We start from the raw sequence: 24,099 nt of genomic DNA on the forward strand, positions 1-24,099 counted from the left end.
GGTTCGCCGTTGGTGTGAACCGGCAAACCGCTCCGATTATCAGCTTGAGGGTGAGCGAACCGCCTCGGTCGCATCCAGGGCCTGCTTCAGCTTGGAGTCGCGATCGTAGACGTCGCCGAAATACTCGACCTTGCCGGACATGTCGGGCCAGGCGGTGAAATAGGCGACATAGACCGGAATCTTGCGCGTCACGTCCTCGGTCGAGTGTCCGTGCTTCAGCTTCTCGGCGATGTAGTCGACATCCGTGCCGAGCACTGCCGCCGCCATGCCGCGCGGGTCCTGCAGGCGCACGCAACCATGGCTGAGCGCCCGCATATCCTGCTTGAAGAACGATTTCTGCGGCGTGTCATGCATGTAGATCGCATGCTTGTTGGGGAACAGTATCTTCAGCTCACCCAGCGCATTGGCCTCGCTCGGCTGCTGGCGCACATTGTAGGGAATGTTGGCGCCATAGGCGCCCCAATTGACCGAGGATGACGGGATCTTTCTGCCCTTCGCATCGGTCACTTCGTAGCCGGCGCGATCGAGATAGCCGGGATCGCTGCGCAACCGGGGCAGCATCTCGTTGACGATGATCGACTGCGGCACGCCCCAATAGGGGTGGAAGTCGACCTGCTTGATCTGGTCGTAGAAGAATGCCGTCTGGTTGGTGACCCGGCCGATGACGACGCGCGTCTTCAGCTGCTCCTGGCCATTGTCGATGTAGCTTGCGGTAAACGCCGGCTGGTTGATGAACACGCGCGGGCTGCCGAGATCGGAAGGCAGCCAGCGCAGTTCTTCCAGCGCCACCTGCACCTTGAGCAGCCTGTCGGCCTTCGAAGAGCCCGCCAGCAAGGCGACTGTGCGCGGACCGATGACGCCGTCGCCCTTCATGCCTTCTTTCACCTGCACCGCCTTGATCAGCGGAACGAGCTCGGGCACGTAGACCTCGCTGCTCGCCAGCCGCGACAGGACCTCGCCATAGGTGCCGCCCATGTCGTCATCGAGACTGCGTGCGATCAGGGTCAGCAGCTTCGGCAGTTCGGGGCTGCTTTCGCCTGGCTTGAGCAACAGCTTGGGATCGACGACGATCTCATTCTCGGCGCTTGCCTGCAGCGATTCCAGCTCGACGCGCAGCGCCTGATATTCCGCATTCTGCGGATGCCGCGATTCGAGGTATGTGCGCACTTCCTGCGTATGCGCCAGTGTCTTCAGCACGCCGCCCAAATCAAGCGGCTTGGCCGGGAAATCATAGTAGCCGGTCATCCGGTTGGGCTCGACACGGCCGTTCTGGGCGTCATGGGCGTAGCGCAACACGCGCGCCGACAGCGCCATCTCGAAGCGCACGAGGTCCTTGAACTTGGCCGCGTCATCCGCCGAGGCCGAATTCGCGGCCGGCACATCGACCGTGTAGTCGGCGGGCGTCAGGCCATAGCTGGCGGCCTCGCCAAGCACTCGCACCGCATCCTGCGCGCGGCTGTTGAGGCTGGTTCCGCTCACCCAGATGAAATCCGGGTTGGCCGAATAGTAGGCAATCAGCGCCTTGGCAATGTCCGGCTCAGCGTAAAGCTCGTAGTCGCTCAAGCTGGCAATGGCGTCGTGAAAAGCAGCCCCCGTCGCAGACGGAACGAAGGCGGCATCCTGCGGCGTTGCTGGCTGGGGCGCCGCGGACAGCGCCGAGAAGTCGACGCGCACCAGCTTGTCGGCCTTGTAGGTGTAGTAGGATGGGCTGCTGATCTTGACGCCGCCACCACCACCAGCCGGGGCCTTGGGTCTGTGCTTTGGTGGCGGGGGCGGAAACTCGCCCTGCGGCTGGTGATTGATGCCGCCGCCGAACAGCATGTCGAAGAGCCCTTGCGCGCCTGCCTGGGGCGCACCGAAGGCGAGTGTTGCCGCGATCGCCATCAGCGGCAGCGCGGTTGTATTTTTACCGAGGAGTTTCATCAATCACCCGCTCCGGCCGCAACCGGTTCCCGTTCCGCACGCTAGATCGTCTCGCTCACCGCATGGCGGATGTAAGGCGTGACTATACCGATTCATACCGATTTCGTTAAGCTTTCATAAATTTCGGAAAGCCTGTTGCAGAACGGTTTCACAACATCGTGACGGCTGCCGTGGATGCATGGCCGCGGCAATGACTGCCTGCCGGACAATGGCCTACCGGTGCGGCGTGACAAACGCTGGCCGTTGTGCTCGAAATTCGACCTGCCGCAAAGGTGGCGGCCGGGAGGGACGAGAGGGTGAAAAAGGGTTATCGCGAACTGCTGGATGAGGCGAACGCCGAGATCGAAGTGGTTTCACCGGAGGAAGCAGCAGGGCTGCTCGAGGACGAAGGCACGATCTTCGTCGACCTGCGCGACCCGCGCGAGATAGAGCGCGACGGGAAAATACCCGGCGCCAAACATGTCACCCGCGGCATGCTGGAATTCTGGATCGATCCCGACAGCCCCTATCACAAGCCGTTCTTCGCCTCGGGCAAAAGTTTTGTTTTCTTTTGCGCCGGAGGCTGGCGCTCGGCGCTCGCCACCAAGACGGCGCAGGACATGGGACTTTCCCCGGTCAAGCACATCCTTGGCGGCTACACCGCCTGGAAGGCCGCTGGATTGCCTGTCGAACCCGGCGAGAAGAAGAAATAGCCCAATGCATGTCGCTCAAAAGCGGCCCCGGTTTTGAGACAACGACATGCATGGAAACGAGGATTGCCGCTCAGTGAAGCAGCGATGGCTCTCGGGCGACGAAGGCGACGGCGCGTTCGACAACGCCCTTGTCGGCAAGAATGCGGCGGTGGCCGAGCCCATCGGCCCAGTGCAGCCGCACATGGCCGCCGGCGCCGGCGTAGCGTTTCGCGTGTTCGGCAGGCACCTCACGGTCATCGGGCGCGTGGATGACCAAGGTCGGCACGGGCGCCTGGGCGAGCTGGCGGTCGCCGGTGAATTCATGCAAAGGCCGGCCGGAAAGGTGTTCGACACGGTCCGCCATGGCGACCTGTGAACGCGGCCCGACATTGAGCATGCGGCTGAAGTCGGCGAAGATCGCCGGCAAGGAGCTGGGTGCCGCGATCAGCACAAGGCGTCCGGCGGCCAGTGGCGGAATGTTCTTCACTGAACCGGCGATGGCATTGGCGGCAACGGCGCCACCGAAGGAATGTCCAACCGCTGCCACAAACGGACCGAACCATTCGCCGGCGACCCGTACGGCCTCGACAGCATTGACCATGTTCAGGTGCCGGCCCTGCGAATGGCCATGGCCCGGCAGGTCCAGTGACACGACCCTATAGCCGGCCGCGCGATAGCCTTCGATCAACGCACGCATATATTCGGTGCGCGAACGCCAGCCGTGGACGACAAGCACCGTGCCAAGCGCCGCCCTGCCCGGCTCCGGCCGGAATTCGTGCACCATGACGCAGCCGGTCTTGGTCTTCAGCCGATGATGGCGCGCCTCGGTCATGAAGTCAGCGGCGCGGCTGATGGCGCGGCGTTCGCCGTCGGTCAGCGCTTTGGCGCTCGGCGTGCGGCAGAACAGCTCGAACGCCGCGCGCCCGGTGATGCGCGGGGCAATATGTTCGGCTGCACCAAATACGCCCCGGATGACCTTCAGCCCGATTGATGCCATAGTGAGAATCCATCCATACGTTCAAGCATGAACATAATAGTTCAAAGATGAACAATAAACAAGAGTTACCTTGGGACAACCCGCGTTTTCGCAACTGGGTCGCGGTGGCGCGCGCCTGCCATGTGCTGGAGCGCACGCTGGCGGTGAAACTCGCGCCGCTGGACCTGAAGCCGGCGCAGCTCGACGTGCTGATGAACCTCTACCGCCATCCCGGCATGTCGCAGCACGACCTTGCCCGCAAGCTGCTTGTCGGCCGCTCCAACATCACCATGCTGTTGCCGCAGCTGGAGACGCGCGGCTTGCTGCGCCGCGAAGGCGACGAGAAGGACAAGCGCATCTTGCGGCTCGCTCTGACCGAAGCCGGCGAGGCGCTACTGATGCAGGCGCTGAAAGTGCACATGGCGCTGATCGAGAAGGCGATGAGCCAGTCGACAGCAGAACAATGCGACATGATCGGCGAACAGATGCGCAAGATCTATGATGTCCTGAAGGAAGCGTGACCGACCCTTCGGTCACTCACCACATCGTCTTCTTCGCCCGCTCCGGCCATTCCTTGTCGTAGGCCTCACCATCGATGTTCTTGCGACTGGTGACTTCCAGGATTTTTCCGGGCGTTGGCAGAGACTTTGGGTCGACATGCCTTGCCGGGTTCCAGAGTTCTGACCGCACAATGGCTCGGGCGCATTGGAAGTAGACTGAATCGACGTCGATGACGGTCACTGAACGCGCCGCCTTGCCGTCGACCATGAAGGACGCGCAAAGCGCAGCATCCGTGGTGATGTGCGCCCGCCCGTTGATGCGCAGTGTGGTGCCGGAACCCGGCACCAGGAACAGCAGGCCGACACGCGGGTCGCGAATGATATTCCTCAGCGAATCGGCACGGTTGTTGCCACGCCGGTCCGGCATCATCAGCGTTTTCGGATCGACGATACGCACGAAGCCGGCGAGATCGCCGCGCGGCGAACAATCCAGCCCCTCCGGTCCGCTGGTCGCCAGCGCGACAAAGGGCGAGGCCTCGATGAAGGCGGCATATTCGGGAATGACGTGATCGAGTTCCTTGACCAGCGAGGCTTCGCCTGGAACGCCATAGAGAGCTTCGAGCTGTTCGACCGTGGTGATGCGCGACATCTCTTCCGTCTCCGAACCTTTGCCGGCGCTACTCCACATCGATGACGTTTTAACGACAGCGACGGGATTCGTTCTAGCGATCGCGGCTCAAGCCTTTTTCCTCAAGCTCCGCCAGATAGGCATTCCAGCGCTCATCCCTCTCGTGGCCGAGCGTGTGCAGGTAGTTCCAAGTGAAAATGCCGGTGTCGTGGAAATCGTCGAAGGTGATGCGCACCGCGTAGTTGCCGACCGGCTCGATCTTCAGGATCGCCACATTGCGCTTGCCGGGAACCGTCACCCGCTGCTCGGGCGAATGACCCTGCACCTCGGCCGATGGCGAGGCAACGCGCAAGAGTTCCGCCGGCAGTTCGAACGGCTGGTGATTGGGAAAGGTGACCGACAGCAGTTTGCGGTCCTTGGAGACCCTGAGTTCTTTTGGTGCGGTCATGCTGTTTGATCCCGTATCGATTGCCTTCCCTACGCCGCTTCGCGAAAAGCGAAAAGTCCTGATGAGGCCGACCGACACATCGTGTCGGCTGCGGGATGTTACCAAAGATTGAGAAGCGGTATCTTGAATGGCGGGCTGGATCGTATCACATAGCTGTATATAACGACGCCGGTACCGGCCACGGAAACGCTCAAACATGAACATGATCGACCCCTTCGGTCGCACGATCAGCTATCTCAGAGTGTCGGTCACCGACCGCTGCGATTTCCGTTGCACCTATTGCATGGCCGAGGACATGACCTTCCTGCCGAAGAAGGACCTGTTGTCGCTGGAAGAGCTGGACCGGCTGTGTACGGTTTTCATCGAAAAAGGCGTCAAGAGATTGCGCCTGACCGGTGGTGAGCCGCTTGTGCGCAAGAATATCATGCATCTGGTGCGCCAGCTGTCGCGCCATCTCGCCAGCGGCGCGCTGGAAGAACTGACGCTGACCACCAACGGTTCGCAGCTGTCGCGTTTCGCCGCTGAACTCGCCGATTGCGGCGTCAGGCGTATCAACGTGTCGCTCGACACGCTCGACGCCGACAAGTTCCACAAGATCACCCGCTGGGGCCATCTCGACAAGGTCATGGCGGGCATCGATGCGGCGCAGGCGGCCGGGCTGAAGGTCAAGCTCAACGCGGTGGCGCTGAAGGATTTCAACGACGCCGAACTGCCCGATATGATGCGCTGGGCACATGGCCGCGGCATGGATCTGACCGTCATCGAAACCATGCCGATGGGCGAGATCGACGCCGACCGCACCGACCAGTATCTGCCTCTGTCGCTGCTGCGCGCCTCGCTGGAGCGCCAGTTCACGCTGACCGACATTCCCTTCAAGACCGGTGGTCCGGCCCGCTATGTCCACGTCGCCGAGACCGGCGGCAAGCTCGGCTTCATCACGCCGATGACGCATAATTTCTGCGAAAGCTGCAACCGCGTCCGGCTGACCTGCACCGGCACGCTCTATATGTGCCTCGGCCAGGAGGATGCGGCCGACCTGCGTTCGCCGTTGCGCGCATCCGAGGGCAATGAACTGGTCGCCGACGCGATCGACGAGGCGATCGGCCGCAAGCCGAAAGGCCATGACTTCATCATCGACCGCCGCACCAGCCGGCCATCGGTATCCCGGCATATGAGTGTGACGGGCGGCTGACCTTCCCGCCGATCTGTGCAAGGATTGCCTTCAAGCATCGGCTTTGGGGCAACACATGCGGCGGTTTTCTCTGACAATGGCGGTTCTAGCGATGCTTGCAGCAAGCAGCGCAATCGCCGCGCCTTCCACCTACGTGAACGAGCGATTCGGCACCGTCTGCACCTTTCCCGACGAGATCTTCACCGATCGTCAGCCCGAGCCGGAAAATGGCGACGGACAGGTATGGCTGAGCGCTGATGGCGCCAGCCTGACCTGCTCCGGCATCCTCAACGTCGACGACGACACACCGAAAGGCTTTGTCGCCGACGAGAAGGCGAGCAAGGAACCTGGCTACACGGTCACCTACAGCAAGATCGGCAAGGGTTGGGCGGTGCTGTCGGGCATGAAGGGTGGAAAGATCTTTTATGAGCGGCGCCTGTTTGGCCGGGATGGCGTTATCCGCACGGTCTGGATCGATTATCCGCCCGCCCTCAAGTCGAAATACGATCCGCTGGTCGGCGCCATTGCCGGCAACCTCAAGGGACAGTGAGTATTTCGGATCACTCCCCAGAAAAAGTCTTGTTCGCGAACCGCCGCCGGATTTACGGCCAGCCTGTTCCGGCCTAGCCTTCCTCCGGAAGCGGCTCATCGCTCACAGGGGGAACACGTCATGCGCAAACTCATTCTTTCTCTTGCGTTGCTTGGCTTCACGGCGCTGCCCGCGGCGGCTCAGTCGATCGGCGGCACCTATACCGTCGCCGGCACGAATTTCGATGGATCGAAATATGGCGGCGAGGCAACGATCACGCTGACCAGCGAGACCACTTGCACGATCCATTGGGAGACCGGCGGCTCATCCTCTGACGGCATCTGCATGCGCAACGACGACGCCTTTTCCGCCGGCTATGTCATGGGCAAGGATATCGGCCTCGTCGTCTACAAGGTCGGGGAAGACGGGTCGCTGCACGGCCTGTGGACGATCGCTGGCAAGGACGGCAACGGCACCGAGGTGCTGACGCCGAAGAAGTAGACATCGTTGCTGCCGGATAACTTTCGGGAGGCGATGCCGCCTTCCGACAGGATTCATGCCTGATCCAGGATTGATTTCACACCAGCGGGATTGAATACCCGCCTGGCCCAGCCCTTTGCCATTGCTGTTTCGTAGCGGGCTGTTACAGGCTTGCTTGCCAAAGCAATCGGTAGATGTCTTGCCTCTGTCCCCAAATCTTCGCGGCGCGTTGTTCATGATGGTGGCGATGGTTGGCTTCACGCTCAACGACGCCATCACCAAATACTCTTCGCAATCCATGAACATGGCGCAGGTCATGCTGATCAGAGGGGCATTTGCCTCGCTCTTCGTCGGCCTGTTGGCCTGGCAACGTGGCGCGCTTTTGCGGCCGCGCCTGATGCTGCAGCCGCTGGTGGCAATCCGTGTCCTGGGCGAAGCGGGCGGCACGGTGTCATTTCTCGTGGCGCTTGCCCATTTGCCGATCGGCAGTGTCTCGGCCGTTCTTCAGGCGCTGCCGCTGGCGGTGACGATGGGCGCCGCGCTGTTTTTCGGCGAAGCGGTCGGCTGGCGGCGCTGGCTGGCGATCGCTGTCGGTTTTGTCGGTGTACTGGTCATCGTGCGGCCGGGCTTTGACGGCTTCAGCATCTATTCCCTTTGGGCGCTGGCCAGCGTCGCATGCTGCACCGTGCGTGATCTCGCCACCAAGCGCATCCCCCAGACTATACCGACAATGCTGGTCTCGACCGCCACCGCACTGGCAATGACCATCGTCGGCGCGGTGCTGTTGTCGCCGATGGGCGGCTGGACGCCGATGACCAGCGGAAGCACGGCGCTGCTGGCACTGGCCGCGGTGCTCGTGCTCATCGGTTATCAAACCATCATCATGGCAATGCGCTCGGGCGAAATCTCCTTCATCGCGCCGTTCCGCTATACGGCGCTGCTCTGGTCCATCCTGCTTGGCTTGATCGTCTTCGGCGATTTCCCTGACATGCCGATGATCGTCGGCGCAGCAATCGTCGTCGGCTCGGGTCTCTATACGCTTTATCGCGAACGGGTGGTCGGCCGGCGAAGGATCGTCGCTGAAACGACCGGGCCGGCCATGGCGCCGGATGGAATCTAAGCAGGTCTTGTGATTTCCGGCGGCTGGCGTACAGGCTCGATGCATGAGGCGAGATATTGCAGGGATCGTCCTGGCCGGCGGCCAGTCGAGGCGGATGGGCGGCGGCGACAAGAGCCTGTTGCCGCTTGGCGACGGCTGCGTGCTTGACCAGGTCTTGGCGCGCTTTGGCCCGCAGCTTGAAACCATGGCGCTGAGCGCCAATGGCGACCCCGCACGCTTCGCCCGTTTCGGCCTGCCGGTGCTTGCCGACACCGTCGGAGGCTTTGCCGGACCGCTCGCCGGAATTCTCACTGGCCTCGAATGGGCCGTTGCCAATACGCCTTGCAAGGCGATCGTCACCGCTGCCGGCGACACGCCTTTCCTGCCGCTTGATCTCGTCGACCGTCTGGCGGCGGCGGCCGGCCGACATTCCGATTCGATCGCCGTTGCATCGTCGGCCGGCCGGAGGCATCCGACCTTCGCGCTGTGGCCGGTCGGATGCCGTGACGCCTTGCGGCATTTCCTGGTCGATGAGGACAACAGGCGGGTGTCGGCCTTCATCGAGCGCCACGGCCATGTCGAGGTGGAATTCCCGGTCTTGCAATCCGCGGGGCTCGATCCTTTCTTCAACATCAATGTGCCGGAAGATCTTGCCGAGGCCCAGCGCCTGTTGCAAAGCATGACGGCATGAACAGACGCGTCTTCGGCATCACCGGCTGGAAAAACGCCGGCAAGACCACACTGACCGAAAAGCTGGTCGCCGAACTTGTGCGGCGCGGCTGGAAGGTCTCGACGGTCAAACATGCCCATCATGATTTCGACATCGACAAGCCGGGCGCGGACAGCTTCCGCCATCGCCAGGCCGGCGCCACCGAGGTCGCGATCGTGTCCGGCAATCGTTGGGCGCTGATGCACGAATTGCGTGGCGAGCATGAGCCGCCGCTGGACGAGGTCCTCTCGCGGCTCGCGCCCTGCGATATCGTGCTGGTGGAAGGCTATAAGCGCGAGTCCCACCGCAAGATCGAAACCAGGCGCCTGGAAGCCAAGGACCGGACACCGCTATCGGCGAGCGATCCCAATATTGTCGCTGTTGCCGCGGATTTCGCCGCCGCGGACAACAGCCTGCCGGTATTCGACCTTGACGACGCAAAATCCATAGTCGACTTCATCGAGCGCACGACCGGCCTCGTTGCTTGAGATGTAACGTAACGGCAGAACCCCATTACCGATTTTGGTGGTTTTGCAGTTGCTTTTTTCTTGGAAAGAGTGGGAGTATCGCGCCAGCGGGCGGTCAAAAGCACCGCCCCACAGAGCCGTTTCGGAACGACGGCCGGGACCATAAAGAGAGGACTATCATGCGTATTGCACTGCGTATCGCGCTCGCCGCATCGGCTGCGCTGCTGACGCTCGGCGTGGCCCAGGCCCAGGAAAAGACCCTGCGGATCGGCACCGAAGGCGCCTACCCCCCTTTCAACAACCTGACCTCCGACGGCAAGCTCGTCGGCTTCGACATCGACATCGCCCAGGCGCTTTGCGATCAGATGAAGGTCAAGTGCACCTTCGTCGCCCAGGATTGGGACGGCATCATCCCGGCGCTTCAGGCCGGCAAGTTCGACGCCATCGTCGCCTCGATGTCGATTACGCCGGAGCGCAAGGAGAAGGTCGACTTCTCGCACAAATACTACAACACGCCTTCGGCGCTTGCCGTGCCGAAAGACTCGACGCTGAAGGGCGTGACCAAGGCAGATCTCGCCGGCAAGACCGTCGGTGTCGCCACGACGACTACCCATTTCAACTATGCCTCGAAGACCTACACCGACAGCACCGTGAAGGGCTATCCGAGCAGCCCCGAGGAGCAGGCAGATCTTGCCAATGGTCGTCTCGACGCCATCGAGGACGATATCGTCGTGCTGCAGCAGTGGCTGGATTCGCCTGACGGCGCCTGCTGCAAGATTCTCGGCCAGCCGTCGCCGCAGCCTGTCGAGATCTTCGGACCCGGTGCCGGCATCGCGGTGCGCAAGGGTGAGACGGATCTGGTCAATCAGCTCAACTCGGCCATCGACGCCATCCGCGCTAACGGAAAATACAAGGAAATCAACGACAAGTACTTCAAGTTCGACGTCTACGGTGGCGATTCCTGATCAATATGGTCAAGACGGCGGGGTAATCCTCGCCGTCTTTCTATTCGCATCGGAATGCTCGGGAGATAAGATTCGTCAATGCCAGCCCAAAGCATATGGACACTGCTCAGTTGGGGACCTGATGGCTGGAGTGACGATATTGCGTATGGCGTCGTAGTAACGGTCCTGCTTGCGCTGGCGACGCTCCCCATTGGTTTGGCGATCGGCTTTTTTATCGCGCTGGCCAAGCAGTCTGAAGAGCCCTCGCTGCGCCTTGCCGCCAACATCTACACCACGGTCTTCCGTGGCCTGCCGGAGTTGGTGACACTTTTCCTGTTTTTCTTCGGCATGCCGATCCTGCTGCAACATCTCGTCAGATTTTTCTGGCCAGACGCGACAATCGACGTCAACAGCTTCGTTGCGGGCATGATCGTGCTCTCGCTGATCTTTTCGTCCTACGCCAGCGAGGTTTTCCTTTCGGCATTCCGCGCCATACCGAAAGGCCAGTACGAAGGCGGATACGCCATCGGTCTTTCGTACTGGCTGACAATGCGCAAGGTGATCCTGCCGCAGTTGTTACGGATCGCCTTCCCCGGCCTGGAGAATTGCTGGCTCAGCCTGTTGAAGGACACCTCGCTGGTGTCGGTCGTCGGTCTCGCCGAGACCTTGCGCAACGCCGGCGTGGCCGCTCGCGTGACCAAGCATTCCTTCCTGTTTTACGGCGTCGCGGCGCTGGTCTTTCTCTGCCTGGCAGTCGTGTCGTCTTTCGCCACCAGCGCCATTTTGCGCTCGCTCGGCCGACGTGAGGCGCAACGATGAGCGCCACGACCGCCATGGTTGAACCGCCACCGCCGCAGCTGCGCGGCTGGCCGCGCAAGCGCATCGTCGGCTATGCGCTGGTCGGTGTTTGGATAGCCTTTGGCCTTGGCATCGTCAGCTACCTGTTCTTTGCCTGGAATGCCGCCTTCTTCGCCAAATATGCGCCGGCCTATCTGCAGGGGCTGGGCGTCACCCTGTCGCTGGTGGCCATTTCGATGGTGCTTGGCGCCGCCTTGTCCGTGCCTGTTGCCTATGGGCGTATGTCCAGGAACGGTATCCTGTCCGGCCTTGCCTATTGCTACGTCTATTTCTTCCGTGGCACGCCGCTGCTGGTTCAGACGTTCCTGGTCTATTACGGGCTGGGTTCGTTCCGGCCGGAACTCCAGATGATCGGCCTTTGGGATTTTTTCAAAGACGCTTTCAACTGTGGCGTCTTCGCATTTGCGCTCAACACCGCCGCCTACCAGGCGGAAATCCTGCGCGGCGCTATCGAGAGCGTGTCAAGGGGCCAATGGGAAGGCGCTGCCTCGCTTGGCCTGCACAAATTGCAGACGCTGCGCAAGATCATCCTGCCGCAGGCGTTGATTGTCGCCTTGCGGCCTTATGGCAACGAGTTGATCCTGATGATCAAGGCGTCCGCCATCGTTGCCATCATCACCGTCTACGATCTGATGGGTAACGCGAAACTCGCTTTCGCCAACTCGTTCGACATCCAAGCCTATATCTGGGTCGCTCTGGTCTACCTTGTCATGGTCGAGTTGCTGCGCCATGGCGTGGAATGGATCGAGCGCCGGATCACCATCCACCTGAAACGCTGACCTTTTCCCACTCGGCTGTGCCAGTCGATCGGTCTGGACACGTCTTGACGAATTGAGCGCAGGGCCTAGAGCTTTCGCAGCAATTTCGTTTTTCCGTCTGAAGGGCAAGCTCATGGCATCTGTGGCATTTCTCGGTCTTGGCGTGATGGGTTATCCGATGGCCGGACACCTCCGCAACAAAGGCGGCCATGACGTCACTGTCTACAACCGCACCAAGGCCAAAGCCGAGCAATGGGTCGGCCAGCATGGTGGCGCCTTTGCCGAGACGCCGGCAGAGGCAGCCAGAGACAGGGACTTCGTCTTCTCCTGCGTAGGCAATGACGACGATCTGCGTTCGGTGACGACAGGTCCGCAAGGCGCCTTCCAATCGATGAAGAAAGGTTCGGTCTTCATCGACAACACCACGGCCTCGGCAGAGGTTGCGCGCGAACTGGCGGCTACGGCGCAAGCAGGTGGTTTTTCGTTCCTCGATGCGCCGGTCTCCGGTGGCCAGGCTGGCGCCGAGAACGGTGTGCTGACCGTCATGGTCGGCGGCGACCAGGCTGCCTTCGACATGGCACGACCGGTCATCGACGCCTTTGCCCGCATGGTCGGGCTGATGGGTCCGGCAGGCTCCGGCCAACTCACCAAGATGATCAACCAGATCACGATTGCCGGCCTTGTACAGGGCCTGGCCGAAGGCATTCATTTCGGCAAGAAGGCCGGGCTCGATATCGAGAAGGTGATCGAGGTGATCTCCAAGGGCGCGGCGGGTTCCTGGCAGATGGAAAACCGGCACAAGACGATGAATGCGGGAAAATATGATTTCGGCTTTGCCGTCGACTGGATGCGCAAGGATCTCGGCATCTGCCTGGATGAAGCCGACCGCAACGGCGCCAGGCTGCCGGTGACAGCACTTGTCGACCAGTTCTACAAGGACGTACAGGCGATGGGCGGCAAGCGCTGGGACACGTCCTCGCTGCTGGCGCGCCTGGAGAAGTAGGCGACCATGTCCCTGCCCGCTCCAGGCTGGACCGCGCAGGACATCGTCGCTCATCTGCGCTCGATCGGCACCGAGGAAAACCGCGCCGGCATGGCGCGGTTCGGCATCAACACTGCGACCGCGCTCGGCGTCGGCAATACGGATTTGCGGCCATTGGCACGCAAGCTGAAGCGCAACCATGAGCGGTCCCTGGCGCTGTGGGCCAGCGGCATTCGCGAAGCGCGGCTGATGGCGGCCTTCACCGGCGAGCCGAAAAAGATCACCATTGAGGAATGCCGCCGCTGGGCCGGGGATTTCGATTCCTGGGAAGTCGTCGACACCGTCTCCGACCTGTTCGTCGACACGCCGTTCTGGCGCGCACTGGTCGAGGCGTTCGCGGCCGACGAGCGCGAATTCGTCCGCCGCACGGCCTTTGCCATGCTGGCATGGGCAGCCGTGCACTTGAAAAATGAACCGGACGCGACGTTCCTGTCCTATTTGCCTTTGATCAAAGCGCATGCCGGCGATGAGCGCAACTTCGTCAGGAAAGCGGTCAATTGGGCGCTGCGGCAGATCGGCAAGCGATCGATGAGCTTGCACGCCCCCGCCCTTGCCCTGGCGCAGAGACTTGCGGCCTCAACGGATAAGCCGGCGCGCTGGATCGGCAAGGATGCCGCGAGGGAGTTATCCGATGCCAAGACGCTCGAACGCCTCGCCGCCAGAAAAGTTTGACGGTGCCAACGTCCGCTTCATCGAGGTGACGCAGGCGACCCGTGGCAAATTCGAGACGTTGTTCGAGCAGCCGGGCGCGCCGAAATACTGCTGGTGCATGGCCTGGCGGCAGTCCAGTGAACACATCCAGAACGACGAGAAGAAGCACCGGATGATGGCGTTCATCGATGCCGGCACGCCGGTCGGCATCCTCGCCCAAATCGACGGCAAGACCGTCGGCTGGTGCTTCGCGCCGCGCGAGACCTATCGAAAGCTTTCAAAGCAGCAGGACGACAGCGAGACAGGCGTATGGTCGATCGTCTGCTTTTTTGTGCCAAGGGCGTTGCGCGGTGGCGGCCTTGCTTCTGCATTGCTTGATGCGGCCATTGATCATGCCTTTGCCAAGGGTGCGCATGTCATTGAGGCCTATCCGGTGGACGAGGCGTCGCCGAGCTACCGTTTCATGGGCTTTCGCGAGATGTTTGTGGTTCGCGGGTTCCACGAGACCGGCAAGGCCGGTTCTCGCCGATATGTGATGCGGCTCGAGCATTGACGCCATTGGCCTTGGCGTCTTTACTTGCCCGTCGAGGAAGCGGCCATGAACCATTTCAAATCAATCATAGCGCTCACGAGCATGCTGACTGTGTCCGCTGCCGGAGCCTCGGCCGACACCATGCACATCTTCTGGAAGGATTTGCGCCCGGCGACCCAGGCGGTTGCCGAAGACGTTGGCCTGCCGATGATTGCGGCAAAATTGCCTGATCACGGCCAGACGCTGTCGCTCATTTTGCAGGATAAGAGCATACAATTAGCCGGCTATGCATTGCCGGTCGATCGCAACGGGGATCTCGTCTATCAGTTCTTGCTGGTGCCATGGACGGGCGCGTGCAGCCACATGCCGACACCGCCGCCCAACCAGATCGTACTGGTCACACCCGCCCACCCCTACAAGATGTCGCAAACCTACCAGCCGGTTGCCGTTACCGGCACCCTGGATCCGGACATGGAAAAGAGCCAGCTGTTCATTCTCGACGGCGTCAGCGTCATCCAGTCCGGTTACACCGTGCGCAAGGCGGAGGTGGTCGGCGTCGATACTGTGCCTGACACCGTGACCTTGCCGGTGAACTCGCCCTGGAGTTTCCTCAATAAGAAGAAAAAATGACCGCGCTCAAGCCGCGTTGGCTCCCGATTCCTTGTCCAGCACCATGTAGTCGAGCGGGATTTCGGTCGTGTACTTGATCTGCTCCATGGCGAAGGACGACGACACGTCACGGATTTCGATCTTGGCGATCAACCGCTTGTAGAAGGCGTCGTAGGCGGCAATGTCGGGCACCACGACGCGCAGCAAATAGTCGACATCGCCGCTCATGCGGTAGAACTCGACCACCTCGGGAAACTCCTGGATGACCTCGGAAAACCGCCGCAGCCACTCATGGCTGTGGGAATTGGTGCGGATCGAGACGAAGACGGTGACCCGCACATTGACCTTCTCATGGTCGAGAATGGCGACGCGCCGCTTGATGACGCCCTCTTCCTCGAGCTTCTGGATGCGGCGCCAGCAAGGCGTCGTCGACAGGCCGACTTTCTTGGCGACATCGGCCACCGCGAGCGTCGCGTCCTCCTGCAGGAGGCGGAGAATTTTTCGGTCAAGGCGGTCCATCGGGAGGCTCCTGGGGGAATAGTTTGTCTATGATCCCTCTTATTCGAGGCTTTAACAAGAAAGAAATTCTGCCAATCGCGGCTAAAGCGAGTGATTTCTTGCTGAATGCCTAGCCGATGCGATAGCGGATTTCCGAGCGAAGGAAAGGCAGCAAATCCATTTCAAACCAGGGATTCTGCTTCAACCAACCGCTGTTGCGCCAGGAGGGATGCGGCAGCGGCAGCACTTTTGCACCGACGGAATTCTCCCAGATGGCGCGCCAGTCCATCACCGTTTCCGTCAGTGAGGGGCGGCGCGCGGCGCCCATATGCCAGGACTGCGCATAGATGCCGATCGTCAGCACCAGGTCTATTCGCGGCATCAGGGCCATCAAGGGCGCGCGCCAGGCCGACGCGCATTCGCGCCTTGGCGGCAGGTCACCGCCCTTGTCATCCTGGCCGGGAAAGCAGAAACCCATCGGCACGATGGCGAACTTTTCGATGTCGTAGAATTCGTCGCTGGTCACATCAAGCCAGCTGCGCAAACGGTCACCGGAAGCATCGGTGAACGGCATGCCCGACAGGTGCACCTTGGTTCCCGGCGCCTGGCTGGCGATGAGGATGCGGGCGTCGGACGAAGGCCGCAGCACCGGCCGCGGCTCATGCGGCAGCGGTTTGCCGATAGGATTCTCGACGCAGATGCGGCAGGCTCGGATCGTCGCGGCAAAACTGTTCAGTTCCATACTCAAGCGGCGGCACTCGGCCGGCTGGAGATCGCCTGATACCAGCGCAGCACATTGGCGCAGTCCTCCGGCACTCTGATGCGCGCCGGCTTCATGAAGTCGATCGCGATCAGGCCGGTGATGTCGGCAATCGAATAGCTGTCGCCGGCGGCGAATTTCCGGCTTGCCAGCTCGCCGTCGAGGATTTTCAGGAATTCCACCGCCTTCGCCTTGTTGGCCTCGCCCCATTCGGGGATCTGTGGGATTTCCCATTCCTTCATCGCTGGATGGATGTGGCGAAAGGCCTGCGCGACGCAACTGAGCAGGTTGAACTCCATCCGCCTCTGCCACATCTCGACCTGGGCCTTGCCGAGCGCGCCCTGCCCGAACAGGGCCGGCTCCGGATGCAACTCCTCGAAATAGCGGCAGATGGCGACGGATTCGGTGATGATGGTGCCGTCGTCAAGTTCCAGCACCGGCAGGCGTTTCAAAGGGTTGCGCTCGCTCACCGTTTGGCTCTTGTGCTCCAGCGCCCCCATGTCGATGGACACCAGTGGAACCGTAATCCCCTTCTCGGCTAGGAAAACGCGAACCCGCCGCGGATTGGGTGCCCGGCCACCGTCAAAGAGCTTCATTTCGATCCTCCTCTTCCCTTACAGGCGATGCGCATCACCAAAAGCGAAAAATCTCCCGCACAGCATCGCCGATCGACGCCAGCGTGCCGTGCTTTCGCTCGACGACCTCGCCATGATGGCTGTTGCGCCAGTCCTGCGGCTGGTCGAACGTGCCCGCCCAGATACCGATTTTTGCCGCGCGAGCAGTCGCTTCCTGGCTTTCGAAGTCGCCATAAGAAACGGCCCAGCCCGCTTCGACCTGGGCGCGGTTGAGGTCGGTGTCGCCGGCCTTGCAATCGCCCAGCAACCGGCGATAGCGATCCCGCTGCCAGCCGCTGCAGGTGACGGGCCTGCCGGCGATCAGGCGCACCAACGACTGGCGTGCCAGCGTGCCGCAGGCATAGTCAGTGCCGTTCCTGCGGCAGGTCTGGGTGTACTCCGGAGCGTCGATACCGCGCATGCGGATGCGCTCGGTGCCGAGCGTGATCGAATCGCCGTCATTGATGATGGCCGCGCCTTGCGTCTGGCGCGTCTCCACGCGGTCGAGGCGCGCCGCCAGCAGGATCAGCAGCCCCAGAATGATAGATGCAAGCCCATAATCCAGAAGTCGCCGCCACGGGCTCCTGGGCGTCGCCGCGTACCGTTGGCGCGATCTTGGCGACCAGGAACGGCTCATATGGCAAACGGTTGGTTAATCATTCGAACGTAGCTTAACACCTTGAAACCGCTGCACGTATAAACTGAAGTTTTTGATGCCCTTGCAACGCTCGAACACAGCGGACAAGTTCATTGTGGACCGCATGAAACGGCATCGCAACAGCGATGTCGCGCGTGCGGTGCGCAAGACGCGCGACCGTCTTTCGCAGCAGGCTGGCAATCCCGATTTCGACCGCGAACTGCTGAAACTCCACGCCCGCGCCATGACAAACGGCGCCGTGGTCATCCCGTTGCTCGTGCTGGCGATCGCCGCTGCCGGCCGGCTTGCCGGTGTCGGCAACGAGATCGGGCTTTGGGCGTTGTTCACGCTCACCTGCTATACGATCGTCACCTTCATGGCGCGGCGCATCGAGCGTACAGAAGCGTCCGAACTCAACCCCTTGCAAACGCGACGGGAATTCCTGGTTGGCCATTTCCTGTGCGGCCTCGGCTGGGCCTGGTTCGTCTTGTTGGGCTGCGGCGCCTGCGAGGTCGACCAGTTCCAGGTGGTCAAGGCGGTGGTGCTGCTGTTTGCCATGGCCGGCACGGCCCTGATGGCCTCATCGCTCAGCGGAGCGCTGCTGGCAACCTTTGCCGTACCGGTGGCGCTCTATGCCTATGTCGGCACCAGGTTGTGGATGCCGGTCGATGCGATCATGGCCGGGCTGCTCGTCTTGTCGCTGCCTTTCTTCGCCTATGTCGCCCGTCACCTCAACCGCTCGTCCCTGATGCTTTTGTTGTTCCGCTCCGAAAAGGATGCGCTGATCGCCGAGCTCGAGACGGCGAAATCAATGTCGGACGAGGCGCGGCGGCGGGCCGAGGACGCCAATCTGGCAAAGTCGCGATTCCTCGCCTCGATGAGCCACGAACTGCGCACGCCGCTCAATGCCATTCTCGGCTTTTCCGAAGTGATGTCGAACGAGGTGCTGGGACCGATGAACAACCCCACCTATCGCGACTATGCGCATGACGTGCATGAATCCGGTCAGCATCTGCTCGACCTGATCAATGAAATCCTCGACCTGTCGCGTATCGAGGCCGGTCGTTACCAGCTCAACGAAGAGCCGGTGCTGTTGCTGAACATCGTCGAGGATTGCTGCCACATGATGGAACTGAAGGCGCGCAACAAGGATATCCGCGTCGTCCAGGATTTCGAGCACGAATTGCCGCGCCTGTTCGCCGACGAGCGCGCGGTGCGGCAGATCACGCTCAACCTTTTGTCCAACGCCATCAAATTCACCGCCACCGGCGGCGAAATCCGCGTCCGCGTCGGCTGGACGGCGGGCGGCGGGCAATACATCTCGATCAAGGACAATGGCCCCGGCATTCCCGAGGACGAAATCCCGATCGTACTCTCGGCCTTCGGCCAGGGCTCGATTGCCATCAAGAGCGCCGAACAGGGCACCGGGCTTGGCCTGCCGATCGTACAGGGGCTGCTTGCCATGCATGGCGGCGAGTTCGAGCTTCATTCCAAGCTGCGCGAAGGCACCGAGGCGATCGCCATCTTCCCGCTAAGCCGGGTGATGGAGGAATTGCCGGCTCTGCCGACGGCGGCGGTGGCGGCGAGAAGGCGGTAACGGACCTCGTCAGCGCCCTGTGTGTGCCTCGTGCCTAACCTCGAACAGCTGCCGCCATGCCTGAGCTGGTTAGCGCGGCCGCCTTGACCAGGCCTGCCGCCAGAGCAGCCCCTGCCCCTTCGCCATGGCTTATGCCGAGATCGAGCAGCGGACGCAAAGCGAGCAGCTCGGCGGTCTTTGCATGCGCCGGCTCCGGCGACAGGCTGGCGAGAAGGCAATGGTCTAGCGACGCGGGATTAGCGGCATAAAGCACTGCCGCGGCAGCAATTGCCGCAAAGCCATCGAGCAGCACGGGAATCTTCTGCATCCGCGCGGCAAGGATGGCGCCGGCGATCGCCGCGAACTCGCGGCCGCCGATCCGGCGCAGCACTTCCAGCGGGTCCTCGAGATGGCCGCGGTGAAAGGCCAGCGCCGCATCGACCACATCAGCCTTGCGGGCCTTCATCGCCGCGTCGGCGCCGGATCCCGGGCCGACCCAGTCGGCGCCCCTGCCTCCGAACAGCGCCGCGAGCAGGGCTGCGGCCACGGTGGAATTGCCGACACCGAGATCGCCGAGGCACAGCAGGTCGGTGCCGCCGGCAATCGCTTCCATGCCGAAGGCCATGGTGGCCGCGCACCCGCGCTCGTCCAGCGCCGCGTCCTCGGTGATGTCGCCGGTCGGGATATGCAGGGCAAGATCGAACACTTTCAGCCCGAGATCGTTGGCGATGCAGATCTGGTTGATCGCAGCGCCGCCGGCCGCGCACAGCTCGACCGCGTTGGCGGTTGCCGCCACCGGCCGCGGCGAAATGCCATGACGGGTGACGCCGTGATTGCCGGCAAAGACCGCCATTAGCGGTCTTGTCACGGCTGGTGGAGCAGGTCCGCTCCAGCCGGCGAGCCAGGCGGCGATATCCTCGATGCGGCCAAGCGAATGCGCCGGCTTGTCGGCCTTGGCAAACAGCGAGCGCACCCGCGCCTCGGCTGCCGTGTCGGCCGGCGGCAAATTGGCCAGCAGGTTGCGAAAATCATCGAAAGGCAGCGTGCTGGTCATGTCGTGGCAATCATTCCTGGAACCGATGAGCGGCATAGCCGCGTTGTGCGATCGGCACAACCTCTGGGATGATCCTTCTCACATTGCCGCAAAGGCGGCCTGGGAAGGCGCAATCGCGAGGGCTTGCATTGGCTTTGCGGTTGCACCATGTGGAGATGGAACGCGGGATTCCGGATGGAAACCCTCAAGAGAAAGTCATGACGGCCATCGAATCCCCGTGCATCCTGGTCTGTTCGATCGACATGAAAACCGGCTTCTGCTTCGGTTGCGGTCGCACGCGCGAGGAAATCGGCGCCTGGATGGGGATGACGCCGGAAACGCGCCGCAATGTCATGGCTGAGTTGCCGGCCCGGCTGGAAACGGTCGAACGCCGACCGCGCCGGGAAACGCGCCGCACGCGCATGGCGCGCGAACGCGACGCACTCTAACTCTTTGTTTTAACGCAATTCCTGTGGGAAAGCCGCTTCACATTTTTCCTGGAATTGCTCTAGCGAGGCACGGATGAGCAGCCGGCTGTTCTGGATTGTGATGGCGGTGATTGGCGTGGCAGCAGTTCTGCTCATGCTCAACGATTCCGCTGGCAGCACGCTTGGCATCGAGAATTACGATTTTGGCCGGCTGGTCTGGCTTGGCGCGTTCGGCGCCCTCATCGGCGCCGGCCTGCTGCGGTCGGCCCCGCTGGGTGTGATGGCCCGCAACCTCGGCGCCTGGGCCGCAATCGTGCTGGCGCTGATCGCCGGCTACCAGTATCGCTACGAGCTGCAGGACGTCGCCAGCCGGGTGACCGCAGGCCTGGTGCCCGGCAGTCCGCTGGCGCTTGGCGTCGAAGACGGCCACGCCACCGTAACCCTCGACAAGGCCGACAATGGCCATTTCGAAGCGCGCATCCTGGTCAACGGCAACCCGGTACGAGCCGTTGTCGACACCGGCGCGACCAGCACCGTGCTGACGTCTGAGGACGCACAGGCGGCCGGGTTCAACCCAGCCGCGCTCAACTACACCATACCGGTCTCCACGGCCAACGGCATGGCACGTGCCGCGGCGGTCAAAACGGACGCGGTGGCGATCGGCGGCATCGTGCGCAAGGACATGTCAGTGATGGTTGCCGCCCCGGGCATGCTGAGCCAAAGCCTGCTCGGCATGAACTTCATCGGCTCGCTGTCGGGCTTCGACGTGCGCGGCGACCGGATGATCCTCAGGGACTGAGGTCAGGCCGCTTCGGCGGCCCTTCCGCCAAAATCGACAGCCGCGAATGCCGTCTTCAGCACGTCAGACCCTGCACCGGGCCGGTTTGCGTCGGTCGACAGGATCTGGCGATAGCGGCGCGCGCCCGGCAAACCGTGGAACAGCCCGACCATGTGACGGGTGACGTGGCCAAGCCGCCCGCCCCGTTCGATATGGCGTGCCGCATAACCTGCCATCGTGTCGATCAGCGCGGCGAAATCGAACGCCTCGGATGGGGCGCCGTAGAAGGCGGCATCCGCCCCCGCCAGAATGCCGGGCGTGTGATAAGCAGCGCGACCGAGCATGGCACCATCGACATGATCGAGATGTACACGTGCCTCTTCAAGCGACTGAATACCGCCATTGATGCCTATGAATTCGTTAGGTTTTCTGGTCTTGAATCGATAGACCCTGTCATAGTCGAGCGGCGGGATGTCGCGGTTTTCCTTGGGGCTCAGCCCTTCAAGCCACGCCTTGCGCGCATGCACCCACAAGGCGTCGGCGCCGGCGTTGAAGACCCCGCCCGCCAGCGCATCGAGCGCCGGCTCGGGATCCTGTTCGTCGACGCCGATGCGGCATTTGACGGTGACGGGAATTGTCACGGACCCTTTCATTGCCGCGACGCAGCCAGCGACGAGGTCGGGTACTTTCATCAGACAGGCGCCGAACGTGCCCGACTGGACGCGGTCGGACGGACAGCCGACATTGAGGTTGATCTCGTCATAGCCGAAGGCTTCGCCGATACGCGCCGCCTCGGCAAGTTTTGCCGGATCCGAGCCGCCGAGCTGCAGCGCGACCGGATGCTCCTCAACGTCGAAACCAAGCAGCCGATCGCGCGCGCCGTGGATGACCGCGTCGGCCACCACCATCTCGGTATAGAGCAACGCACGGCTCGTCAGCCGGCGATGGAAGAACCGGCAATGCCGGTCCGTCCAGTCCATCATCGGCGCCACGGCCAGTCTATGCTCTTGATTTTTCAGCATTTTTTCTTTAACATCAATTCGTTAGTTGCGAGGGCGGCCACGCCGCTTTGCGCCAAGATACTACCCTTTTCGCCACGTTTCGATCTCTCAGTGCACACGGAGCGCACACGAAAAAATGGCCACCTACACAAAGCTCTCGTCCGGTTCCTGGCGTGTCCAAGTCCGTCGCAAACGTCGCTACGTCAGCGAGACCTTCCTTCGCCGGGACGACGCACGGCGCTGCGCAACCGAAACCGAGCGCCAGGTCGATCGCGGTGAGACGCCGACCAAGTCCCGTATAGCGCGCCTAAAAACTTTCGGCGCACTCATCGACCTTCATATCGACGACATGTGCGATGTAGGCAAGTCCCCTCGCCGCTCCAAGGCCGCGGCCCTCATCGAACTTGGCGGTCTCGTCGTCAAGGCAGGCATCGTTGATCTGACCAAAGACGATCGCCCTACGATCTACGGCGCGCTGCTTCGGATCGCCGCCTGCAGGGGCCGCCCTTCGCGAATCTCGCCGAGGCCCAGGACGCATTCGACCAGTGGCGTCACGTCTACAACGCCCAGCGTCCCCACGACGCGCTGGACGGCGGCGTGCCGCTCGATCGCTACCAGGCCTCGCCGCGCCAGTATCGCGAAACTGTCGAGCCGTTCGAATACGCCAAGAACAATCTCATCCGCCGCGTTCAGCAGCACGGCTTCGTCTCAATCCTTGGCCGGTCAATGCGCTTGTGCAGGGCCTTCGCGGGAAAGTCCGTCGCCTTCAGGCCTACCACAACAGACGGCGTCTTCGACGCATGGTTCAGACATCAGAAAATAGAAACCATCGACCTAAACACCTTGGCTCGATAGCATGCAAAACTGTTCGCGATGTCCTCGCACACCTGTTCGCGATGTCCCCAGTCCAAACAGGCATAAGGGGAAGGCTTTGGGGGCGTCTCGGCCAGGTAAGCGGTGAACTCACGTTCCAACGGTGTAACTGCCTCGTCCTTCGTGGCTGCCCTTCCGCGTTGCCCCCCCATGGACACGCCAGCGCTTGTTCGTATTGACCGACTAGAATCATTGCCCGCGCTCGGACCATTCTGTTCGCCGAGAAGTCTGCGTACGCTTGAACCGAGGAGGCACCGTCTGCCCGCCAAGCACGGTCCAACCCAATCAAGCCAGAGCCGCGCATCACGATCCCGGACAAACCGGACTGCCTCGACTATAGATTCGAAAGACCAGATCGGCTCGCCGTCTCCAGGACCTCACAGCCATCCTCAGCAGCGTCGCGGACCTTCAATCTATCAGTCGGCATGCGATCATCCCTCGTAGGGCCCGTCAGTCACGAGCCGCTACCGAGCGGCAGCTCTCGCCGGCCTCAATCGCTCCAACCACACGCTCACGAAGATCATTTGAAATGGGAGCCGTCAAGAGATGCTGGCCTCCGATCCAGCCAGCATCTTGAACCACAAAATCACCCCACGTGAATCCCACGGATTCAGTCAAAATCTGAACCGCTCTAGGCTCAGGACTCATTGATCAGAGCCAGAAGATTACGGTTGCAGCGATGCAGATCGCGGACATGAAGGTGTGGGCGCAGCGGTCATAGCGTGTGTGGATGCGCCGCCAGTCCTTGAGCCTGCCAAACATGTTCTCGATCTTATGGCGGCTTTTGTAGAGCAAGGTGTCGTGCGGGATCGGCAGATTGCGGTTGGCTTTGGACGGGATACAGGCGACTATGCCGCGCTTGGCCAGGGCCGTGCGGAACCAGTCGGCGTCGTAGCCTTTATCCCC

Annotated in this window: 30 protein-coding genes and 1 pseudogene; 20 read left to right on the forward strand and 11 right to left on the reverse strand. The window is 61.9% G+C overall.

Annotated elements, in window-relative coordinates:
- Window positions 1-39: 39 nt before the first annotated feature.
- Complete coding sequence (locus A3A9_RS0128610) at window positions 40-1,923, reverse strand: L,D-transpeptidase family protein (protein WP_027061696.1); 1,884 nt, start codon at window positions 1,921-1,923, stop codon at window positions 40-42.
- A 296-nt stretch (window positions 1,924-2,219) separates the two neighbouring features.
- Here A3A9_RS0128610 and A3A9_RS0128615 point away from each other — a divergent pair, with 296 nt between their 5' ends.
- A complete protein-coding gene (locus A3A9_RS0128615) occupies window positions 2,220-2,615 on the forward strand; it encodes a rhodanese-like domain-containing protein (protein ID WP_027061697.1) in 396 nt (131 codons plus the stop codon).
- 70 nt (window positions 2,616-2,685) lie between these two features.
- Here the strand turns inward: A3A9_RS0128615 and A3A9_RS0128620 are convergent, their stop codons facing one another.
- Window positions 2,686-3,591: an alpha/beta hydrolase gene (locus tag A3A9_RS0128620; protein WP_027061698.1), complete on the reverse strand. Its 906-nt coding sequence runs from the start codon at window positions 3,589-3,591 to the stop codon at window positions 2,686-2,688.
- A gap of 47 nt (window positions 3,592-3,638) precedes the next feature.
- On the opposite strand from A3A9_RS0128620, the gene A3A9_RS0128625 reads away from it, so the two are divergent.
- Complete coding sequence (locus tag A3A9_RS0128625; protein ID WP_027061699.1) at window positions 3,639-4,091, forward strand: MarR family winged helix-turn-helix transcriptional regulator; 453 nt, start codon at window positions 3,639-3,641, stop codon at window positions 4,089-4,091.
- Window positions 4,092-4,107: 16 nt separating this feature from the next.
- Here the strand turns inward: A3A9_RS0128625 and A3A9_RS0128630 are convergent, their stop codons facing one another.
- Window positions 4,108-4,719, reverse strand: a complete 612-nt coding sequence (locus tag A3A9_RS0128630; protein ID WP_027061700.1) for a pyridoxamine 5'-phosphate oxidase family protein — start codon at window positions 4,717-4,719, stop codon at window positions 4,108-4,110.
- Window positions 4,720-4,792: 73 nt separating this feature from the next.
- The gene (locus A3A9_RS0128635) at window positions 4,793-5,146 is read right to left on the reverse strand and encodes a gamma-butyrobetaine hydroxylase-like domain-containing protein (RefSeq protein ID WP_027028977.1); all 354 of its coding nucleotides are present in this window, start codon (window positions 5,144-5,146) and stop codon (window positions 4,793-4,795) included.
- A gap of 196 nt (window positions 5,147-5,342) precedes the next feature.
- Between A3A9_RS0128635 and moaA the strand changes: the two genes are divergently transcribed.
- The 13 genes from moaA to A3A9_RS0128700 all read left to right on the forward strand — a co-directional run bounded on the left by moaA (window position 5,343) and on the right by A3A9_RS0128700 (window position 15,016).
- The gene (gene moaA, locus A3A9_RS0128640; protein WP_027061701.1) at window positions 5,343-6,338 is read left to right on the forward strand and encodes a GTP 3',8-cyclase MoaA; all 996 of its coding nucleotides are present in this window, start codon (window positions 5,343-5,345) and stop codon (window positions 6,336-6,338) included.
- Between the two features lie 91 nt (window positions 6,339-6,429).
- Window positions 6,430-6,867, forward strand: coding sequence for a hypothetical protein (locus tag A3A9_RS0128645; protein WP_245279146.1), 438 nt, complete (start codon window positions 6,430-6,432; stop codon window positions 6,865-6,867).
- A gap of 120 nt (window positions 6,868-6,987) precedes the next feature.
- Window positions 6,988-7,347, forward strand: coding sequence for a hypothetical protein (locus A3A9_RS0128650; RefSeq protein WP_027061703.1), 360 nt, complete (start codon window positions 6,988-6,990; stop codon window positions 7,345-7,347).
- A gap of 178 nt (window positions 7,348-7,525) precedes the next feature.
- Window positions 7,526-8,446, forward strand: a complete 921-nt coding sequence (locus tag A3A9_RS0128655; RefSeq protein WP_027061704.1) for a DMT family transporter — start codon at window positions 7,526-7,528, stop codon at window positions 8,444-8,446.
- A 43-nt stretch (window positions 8,447-8,489) separates the two neighbouring features.
- A complete protein-coding gene (gene mobA, locus A3A9_RS0128660; protein ID WP_027061705.1) occupies window positions 8,490-9,116 on the forward strand; it encodes a molybdenum cofactor guanylyltransferase MobA in 627 nt (208 codons plus the stop codon).
- Window positions 9,113-9,622, forward strand: a complete 510-nt coding sequence (gene mobB / locus A3A9_RS0128665; protein WP_027061706.1) for a molybdopterin-guanine dinucleotide biosynthesis protein B — start codon at window positions 9,113-9,115, stop codon at window positions 9,620-9,622. Before mobA ends, mobB begins: the two co-directional genes overlap by 4 nt.
- Window positions 9,623-9,780: 158 nt before the next feature.
- Window positions 9,781-10,566, forward strand: coding sequence for an ABC transporter substrate-binding protein (locus A3A9_RS0128670; protein ID WP_027028984.1), 786 nt, complete (start codon window positions 9,781-9,783; stop codon window positions 10,564-10,566).
- A 78-nt stretch (window positions 10,567-10,644) separates the two neighbouring features.
- On the forward strand, window positions 10,645-11,364 hold the full coding sequence (locus tag A3A9_RS0128675; protein ID WP_027028985.1) for an ABC transporter permease: 720 nt from the start codon (window positions 10,645-10,647) through the stop codon (window positions 11,362-11,364).
- Complete coding sequence (locus A3A9_RS0128680; protein ID WP_027061707.1) at window positions 11,361-12,182, forward strand: ABC transporter permease; 822 nt, start codon at window positions 11,361-11,363, stop codon at window positions 12,180-12,182. Before A3A9_RS0128675 ends, A3A9_RS0128680 begins: the two co-directional genes overlap by 4 nt.
- A gap of 112 nt (window positions 12,183-12,294) precedes the next feature.
- Window positions 12,295-13,164 (forward strand): NAD(P)-dependent oxidoreductase, encoded by an 870-nt coding sequence (locus A3A9_RS0128685; protein ID WP_027061708.1) that lies wholly within the window; start codon window positions 12,295-12,297, stop codon window positions 13,162-13,164.
- A gap of 6 nt (window positions 13,165-13,170) precedes the next feature.
- Complete coding sequence (locus A3A9_RS0128690; RefSeq protein ID WP_027061709.1) at window positions 13,171-13,875, forward strand: DNA alkylation repair protein; 705 nt, start codon at window positions 13,171-13,173, stop codon at window positions 13,873-13,875.
- Window positions 13,835-14,407, forward strand: coding sequence for a GNAT family N-acetyltransferase (locus tag A3A9_RS0128695; protein WP_051371229.1), 573 nt, complete (start codon window positions 13,835-13,837; stop codon window positions 14,405-14,407). Before A3A9_RS0128690 ends, A3A9_RS0128695 begins: the two co-directional genes overlap by 41 nt.
- A 45-nt stretch (window positions 14,408-14,452) precedes the next feature.
- Window positions 14,453-15,016 (forward strand): DUF3299 domain-containing protein, encoded by a 564-nt coding sequence (locus tag A3A9_RS0128700; protein WP_027061711.1) that lies wholly within the window; start codon window positions 14,453-14,455, stop codon window positions 15,014-15,016.
- A gap of 6 nt (window positions 15,017-15,022) precedes the next feature.
- Here the strand turns inward: A3A9_RS0128700 and A3A9_RS0128705 are convergent, their stop codons facing one another.
- From A3A9_RS0128705 to A3A9_RS0128720, 4 genes are all read right to left on the reverse strand, one after another.
- Window positions 15,023-15,514 carry an Lrp/AsnC family transcriptional regulator gene (locus A3A9_RS0128705; RefSeq protein ID WP_006205209.1) on the reverse strand — a complete coding sequence of 164 codons (492 nt, stop codon included), beginning with the start codon at window positions 15,512-15,514 and terminating at the stop codon, window positions 15,023-15,025.
- Window positions 15,515-15,623: 109 nt separating this feature from the next.
- Entirely contained in the window at window positions 15,624-16,298 is a 675-nt protein-coding gene (locus A3A9_RS0128710; RefSeq protein ID WP_027061712.1) for a uracil-DNA glycosylase family protein, read from the reverse strand.
- Complete coding sequence (locus A3A9_RS0128715; protein WP_027061713.1) at window positions 16,238-16,849, reverse strand: glutathione S-transferase; 612 nt, start codon at window positions 16,847-16,849, stop codon at window positions 16,238-16,240. Before A3A9_RS0128715 ends, A3A9_RS0128710 begins: the two co-directional genes overlap by 61 nt.
- Before the next feature lie 34 nt (window positions 16,850-16,883).
- Window positions 16,884-17,504, reverse strand: coding sequence for a thermonuclease family protein (locus A3A9_RS0128720; protein ID WP_027061714.1), 621 nt, complete (start codon window positions 17,502-17,504; stop codon window positions 16,884-16,886).
- Window positions 17,505-17,580: 76 nt separating this feature from the next.
- Here A3A9_RS0128720 and A3A9_RS0128725 point away from each other — a divergent pair, with 76 nt between their 5' ends.
- A complete protein-coding gene (locus A3A9_RS0128725; RefSeq protein WP_027061715.1) occupies window positions 17,581-19,101 on the forward strand; it encodes a sensor histidine kinase in 1,521 nt (506 codons plus the stop codon).
- 34 nt (window positions 19,102-19,135) lie between these two features.
- On the opposite strand, the gene A3A9_RS0128730 is transcribed toward A3A9_RS0128725, so the two are convergent.
- Window positions 19,136-20,134: a nicotinate-nucleotide--dimethylbenzimidazole phosphoribosyltransferase gene (locus tag A3A9_RS0128730; protein ID WP_027061716.1), complete on the reverse strand. Its 999-nt coding sequence runs from the start codon at window positions 20,132-20,134 to the stop codon at window positions 19,136-19,138.
- 197 nt (window positions 20,135-20,331) lie between these two features.
- Between A3A9_RS0128730 and A3A9_RS0128735 the strand changes: the two genes are divergently transcribed.
- Window positions 20,332-20,562 carry a DUF1289 domain-containing protein gene (locus A3A9_RS0128735; protein ID WP_010909481.1) on the forward strand — a complete coding sequence of 77 codons (231 nt, stop codon included), beginning with the start codon at window positions 20,332-20,334 and terminating at the stop codon, window positions 20,560-20,562.
- Window positions 20,563-20,635: 73 nt separating this feature from the next.
- Complete coding sequence (locus tag A3A9_RS0128740; protein ID WP_027061717.1) at window positions 20,636-21,340, forward strand: TIGR02281 family clan AA aspartic protease; 705 nt, start codon at window positions 20,636-20,638, stop codon at window positions 21,338-21,340.
- A 2-nt stretch (window positions 21,341-21,342) separates the two neighbouring features.
- Here A3A9_RS0128740 and dusA read toward each other — a convergent pair whose 3' ends face one another.
- Window positions 21,343-22,341: a tRNA dihydrouridine(20/20a) synthase DusA gene (dusA, locus tag A3A9_RS0128745; RefSeq protein WP_027061718.1), complete on the reverse strand. Its 999-nt coding sequence runs from the start codon at window positions 22,339-22,341 to the stop codon at window positions 21,343-21,345.
- 328 nt (window positions 22,342-22,669) lie between these two features.
- Here dusA and A3A9_RS44925 point away from each other — a divergent pair.
- Window positions 22,670-22,810 (forward strand): annotated as a pseudogene (locus A3A9_RS44925) (conjugal transfer protein TraD); the annotation flags it as partial.
- 2 nt (window positions 22,811-22,812) lie between these two features.
- Window positions 22,813-23,175 carry an integrase core domain-containing protein gene (locus A3A9_RS46550; RefSeq protein WP_152536198.1) on the forward strand — a complete coding sequence of 121 codons (363 nt, stop codon included), beginning with the start codon at window positions 22,813-22,815 and terminating at the stop codon, window positions 23,173-23,175.
- A gap of 669 nt (window positions 23,176-23,844) precedes the next feature.
- On the opposite strand, the gene A3A9_RS0128755 is transcribed toward A3A9_RS46550, so the two are convergent.
- Window positions 23,845-24,099: IS5/IS1182 family transposase (locus A3A9_RS0128755; RefSeq protein ID WP_027060331.1), on the reverse strand; the 255-nt coding region annotated here is incomplete at its 5' end.

Origin of the sequence: Mesorhizobium loti CJ3sym (assembly GCF_000472785.1) — a bacterium.
Lineage (GTDB): Bacteria > Pseudomonadota > Alphaproteobacteria > Rhizobiales > Rhizobiaceae > Mesorhizobium > Mesorhizobium loti_E.

Excerpts from the sequence above, each read along its gene's own strand:
- A3A9_RS0128610 (WP_027061696.1), bottom strand. The coding sequence starts at position 1,923 with ATGAAACTCCTCGGTAAAAATACAACCGCGCTGCCGCTGATGGCGATC.
- A3A9_RS0128620 (WP_027061698.1), bottom strand. The coding sequence starts at position 3,591 with ATGGCATCAATCGGGCTGAAGGTCATCCGGGGCGTATTTGGTGCAGCC.
- A3A9_RS0128625 (WP_027061699.1), top strand. The coding sequence starts at position 3,639 with ATGAACAATAAACAAGAGTTACCTTGGGACAACCCGCGTTTTCGCAAC.
- A3A9_RS0128630 (WP_027061700.1), bottom strand. The coding sequence starts at position 4,719 with ATGTCGCGCATCACCACGGTCGAACAGCTCGAAGCTCTCTATGGCGTT.
- A3A9_RS0128635 (WP_027028977.1), bottom strand. The coding sequence starts at position 5,146 with ATGACCGCACCAAAAGAACTCAGGGTCTCCAAGGACCGCAAACTGCTG.
- moaA (WP_027061701.1), top strand. The coding sequence starts at position 5,343 with ATGAACATGATCGACCCCTTCGGTCGCACGATCAGCTATCTCAGAGTG.
- A3A9_RS0128645 (WP_245279146.1), top strand. The coding sequence starts at position 6,430 with ATGCTTGCAGCAAGCAGCGCAATCGCCGCGCCTTCCACCTACGTGAAC.
- A3A9_RS0128650 (WP_027061703.1), top strand. The coding sequence starts at position 6,988 with ATGCGCAAACTCATTCTTTCTCTTGCGTTGCTTGGCTTCACGGCGCTG.
- mobA (WP_027061705.1), top strand. The coding sequence starts at position 8,490 with ATGAGGCGAGATATTGCAGGGATCGTCCTGGCCGGCGGCCAGTCGAGG.
- mobB (WP_027061706.1), top strand. The coding sequence starts at position 9,113 with ATGAACAGACGCGTCTTCGGCATCACCGGCTGGAAAAACGCCGGCAAG.
- A3A9_RS0128670 (WP_027028984.1), top strand. The coding sequence starts at position 9,781 with ATGCGTATTGCACTGCGTATCGCGCTCGCCGCATCGGCTGCGCTGCTG.
- A3A9_RS0128675 (WP_027028985.1), top strand. The coding sequence starts at position 10,645 with ATGCCAGCCCAAAGCATATGGACACTGCTCAGTTGGGGACCTGATGGC.
- A3A9_RS0128680 (WP_027061707.1), top strand. The coding sequence starts at position 11,361 with ATGAGCGCCACGACCGCCATGGTTGAACCGCCACCGCCGCAGCTGCGC.
- A3A9_RS0128685 (WP_027061708.1), top strand. The coding sequence starts at position 12,295 with ATGGCATCTGTGGCATTTCTCGGTCTTGGCGTGATGGGTTATCCGATG.
- A3A9_RS0128690 (WP_027061709.1), top strand. The coding sequence starts at position 13,171 with ATGTCCCTGCCCGCTCCAGGCTGGACCGCGCAGGACATCGTCGCTCAT.
- A3A9_RS0128695 (WP_051371229.1), top strand. The coding sequence starts at position 13,835 with ATGCCAAGACGCTCGAACGCCTCGCCGCCAGAAAAGTTTGACGGTGCC.
- A3A9_RS0128700 (WP_027061711.1), top strand. The coding sequence starts at position 14,453 with ATGAACCATTTCAAATCAATCATAGCGCTCACGAGCATGCTGACTGTG.
- A3A9_RS0128705 (WP_006205209.1), bottom strand. The coding sequence starts at position 15,514 with ATGGACCGCCTTGACCGAAAAATTCTCCGCCTCCTGCAGGAGGACGCG.
- A3A9_RS0128715 (WP_027061713.1), bottom strand. The coding sequence starts at position 16,849 with ATGAAGCTCTTTGACGGTGGCCGGGCACCCAATCCGCGGCGGGTTCGC.
- A3A9_RS0128720 (WP_027061714.1), bottom strand. The coding sequence starts at position 17,504 with ATGAGCCGTTCCTGGTCGCCAAGATCGCGCCAACGGTACGCGGCGACG.
- A3A9_RS0128725 (WP_027061715.1), top strand. The coding sequence starts at position 17,581 with ATGCCCTTGCAACGCTCGAACACAGCGGACAAGTTCATTGTGGACCGC.
- A3A9_RS0128730 (WP_027061716.1), bottom strand. The coding sequence starts at position 20,134 with ATGACCAGCACGCTGCCTTTCGATGATTTTCGCAACCTGCTGGCCAAT.
- A3A9_RS0128735 (WP_010909481.1), top strand. The coding sequence starts at position 20,332 with ATGACGGCCATCGAATCCCCGTGCATCCTGGTCTGTTCGATCGACATG.
- A3A9_RS0128740 (WP_027061717.1), top strand. The coding sequence starts at position 20,636 with ATGAGCAGCCGGCTGTTCTGGATTGTGATGGCGGTGATTGGCGTGGCA.
- dusA (WP_027061718.1), bottom strand. The coding sequence starts at position 22,341 with ATGCTGAAAAATCAAGAGCATAGACTGGCCGTGGCGCCGATGATGGAC.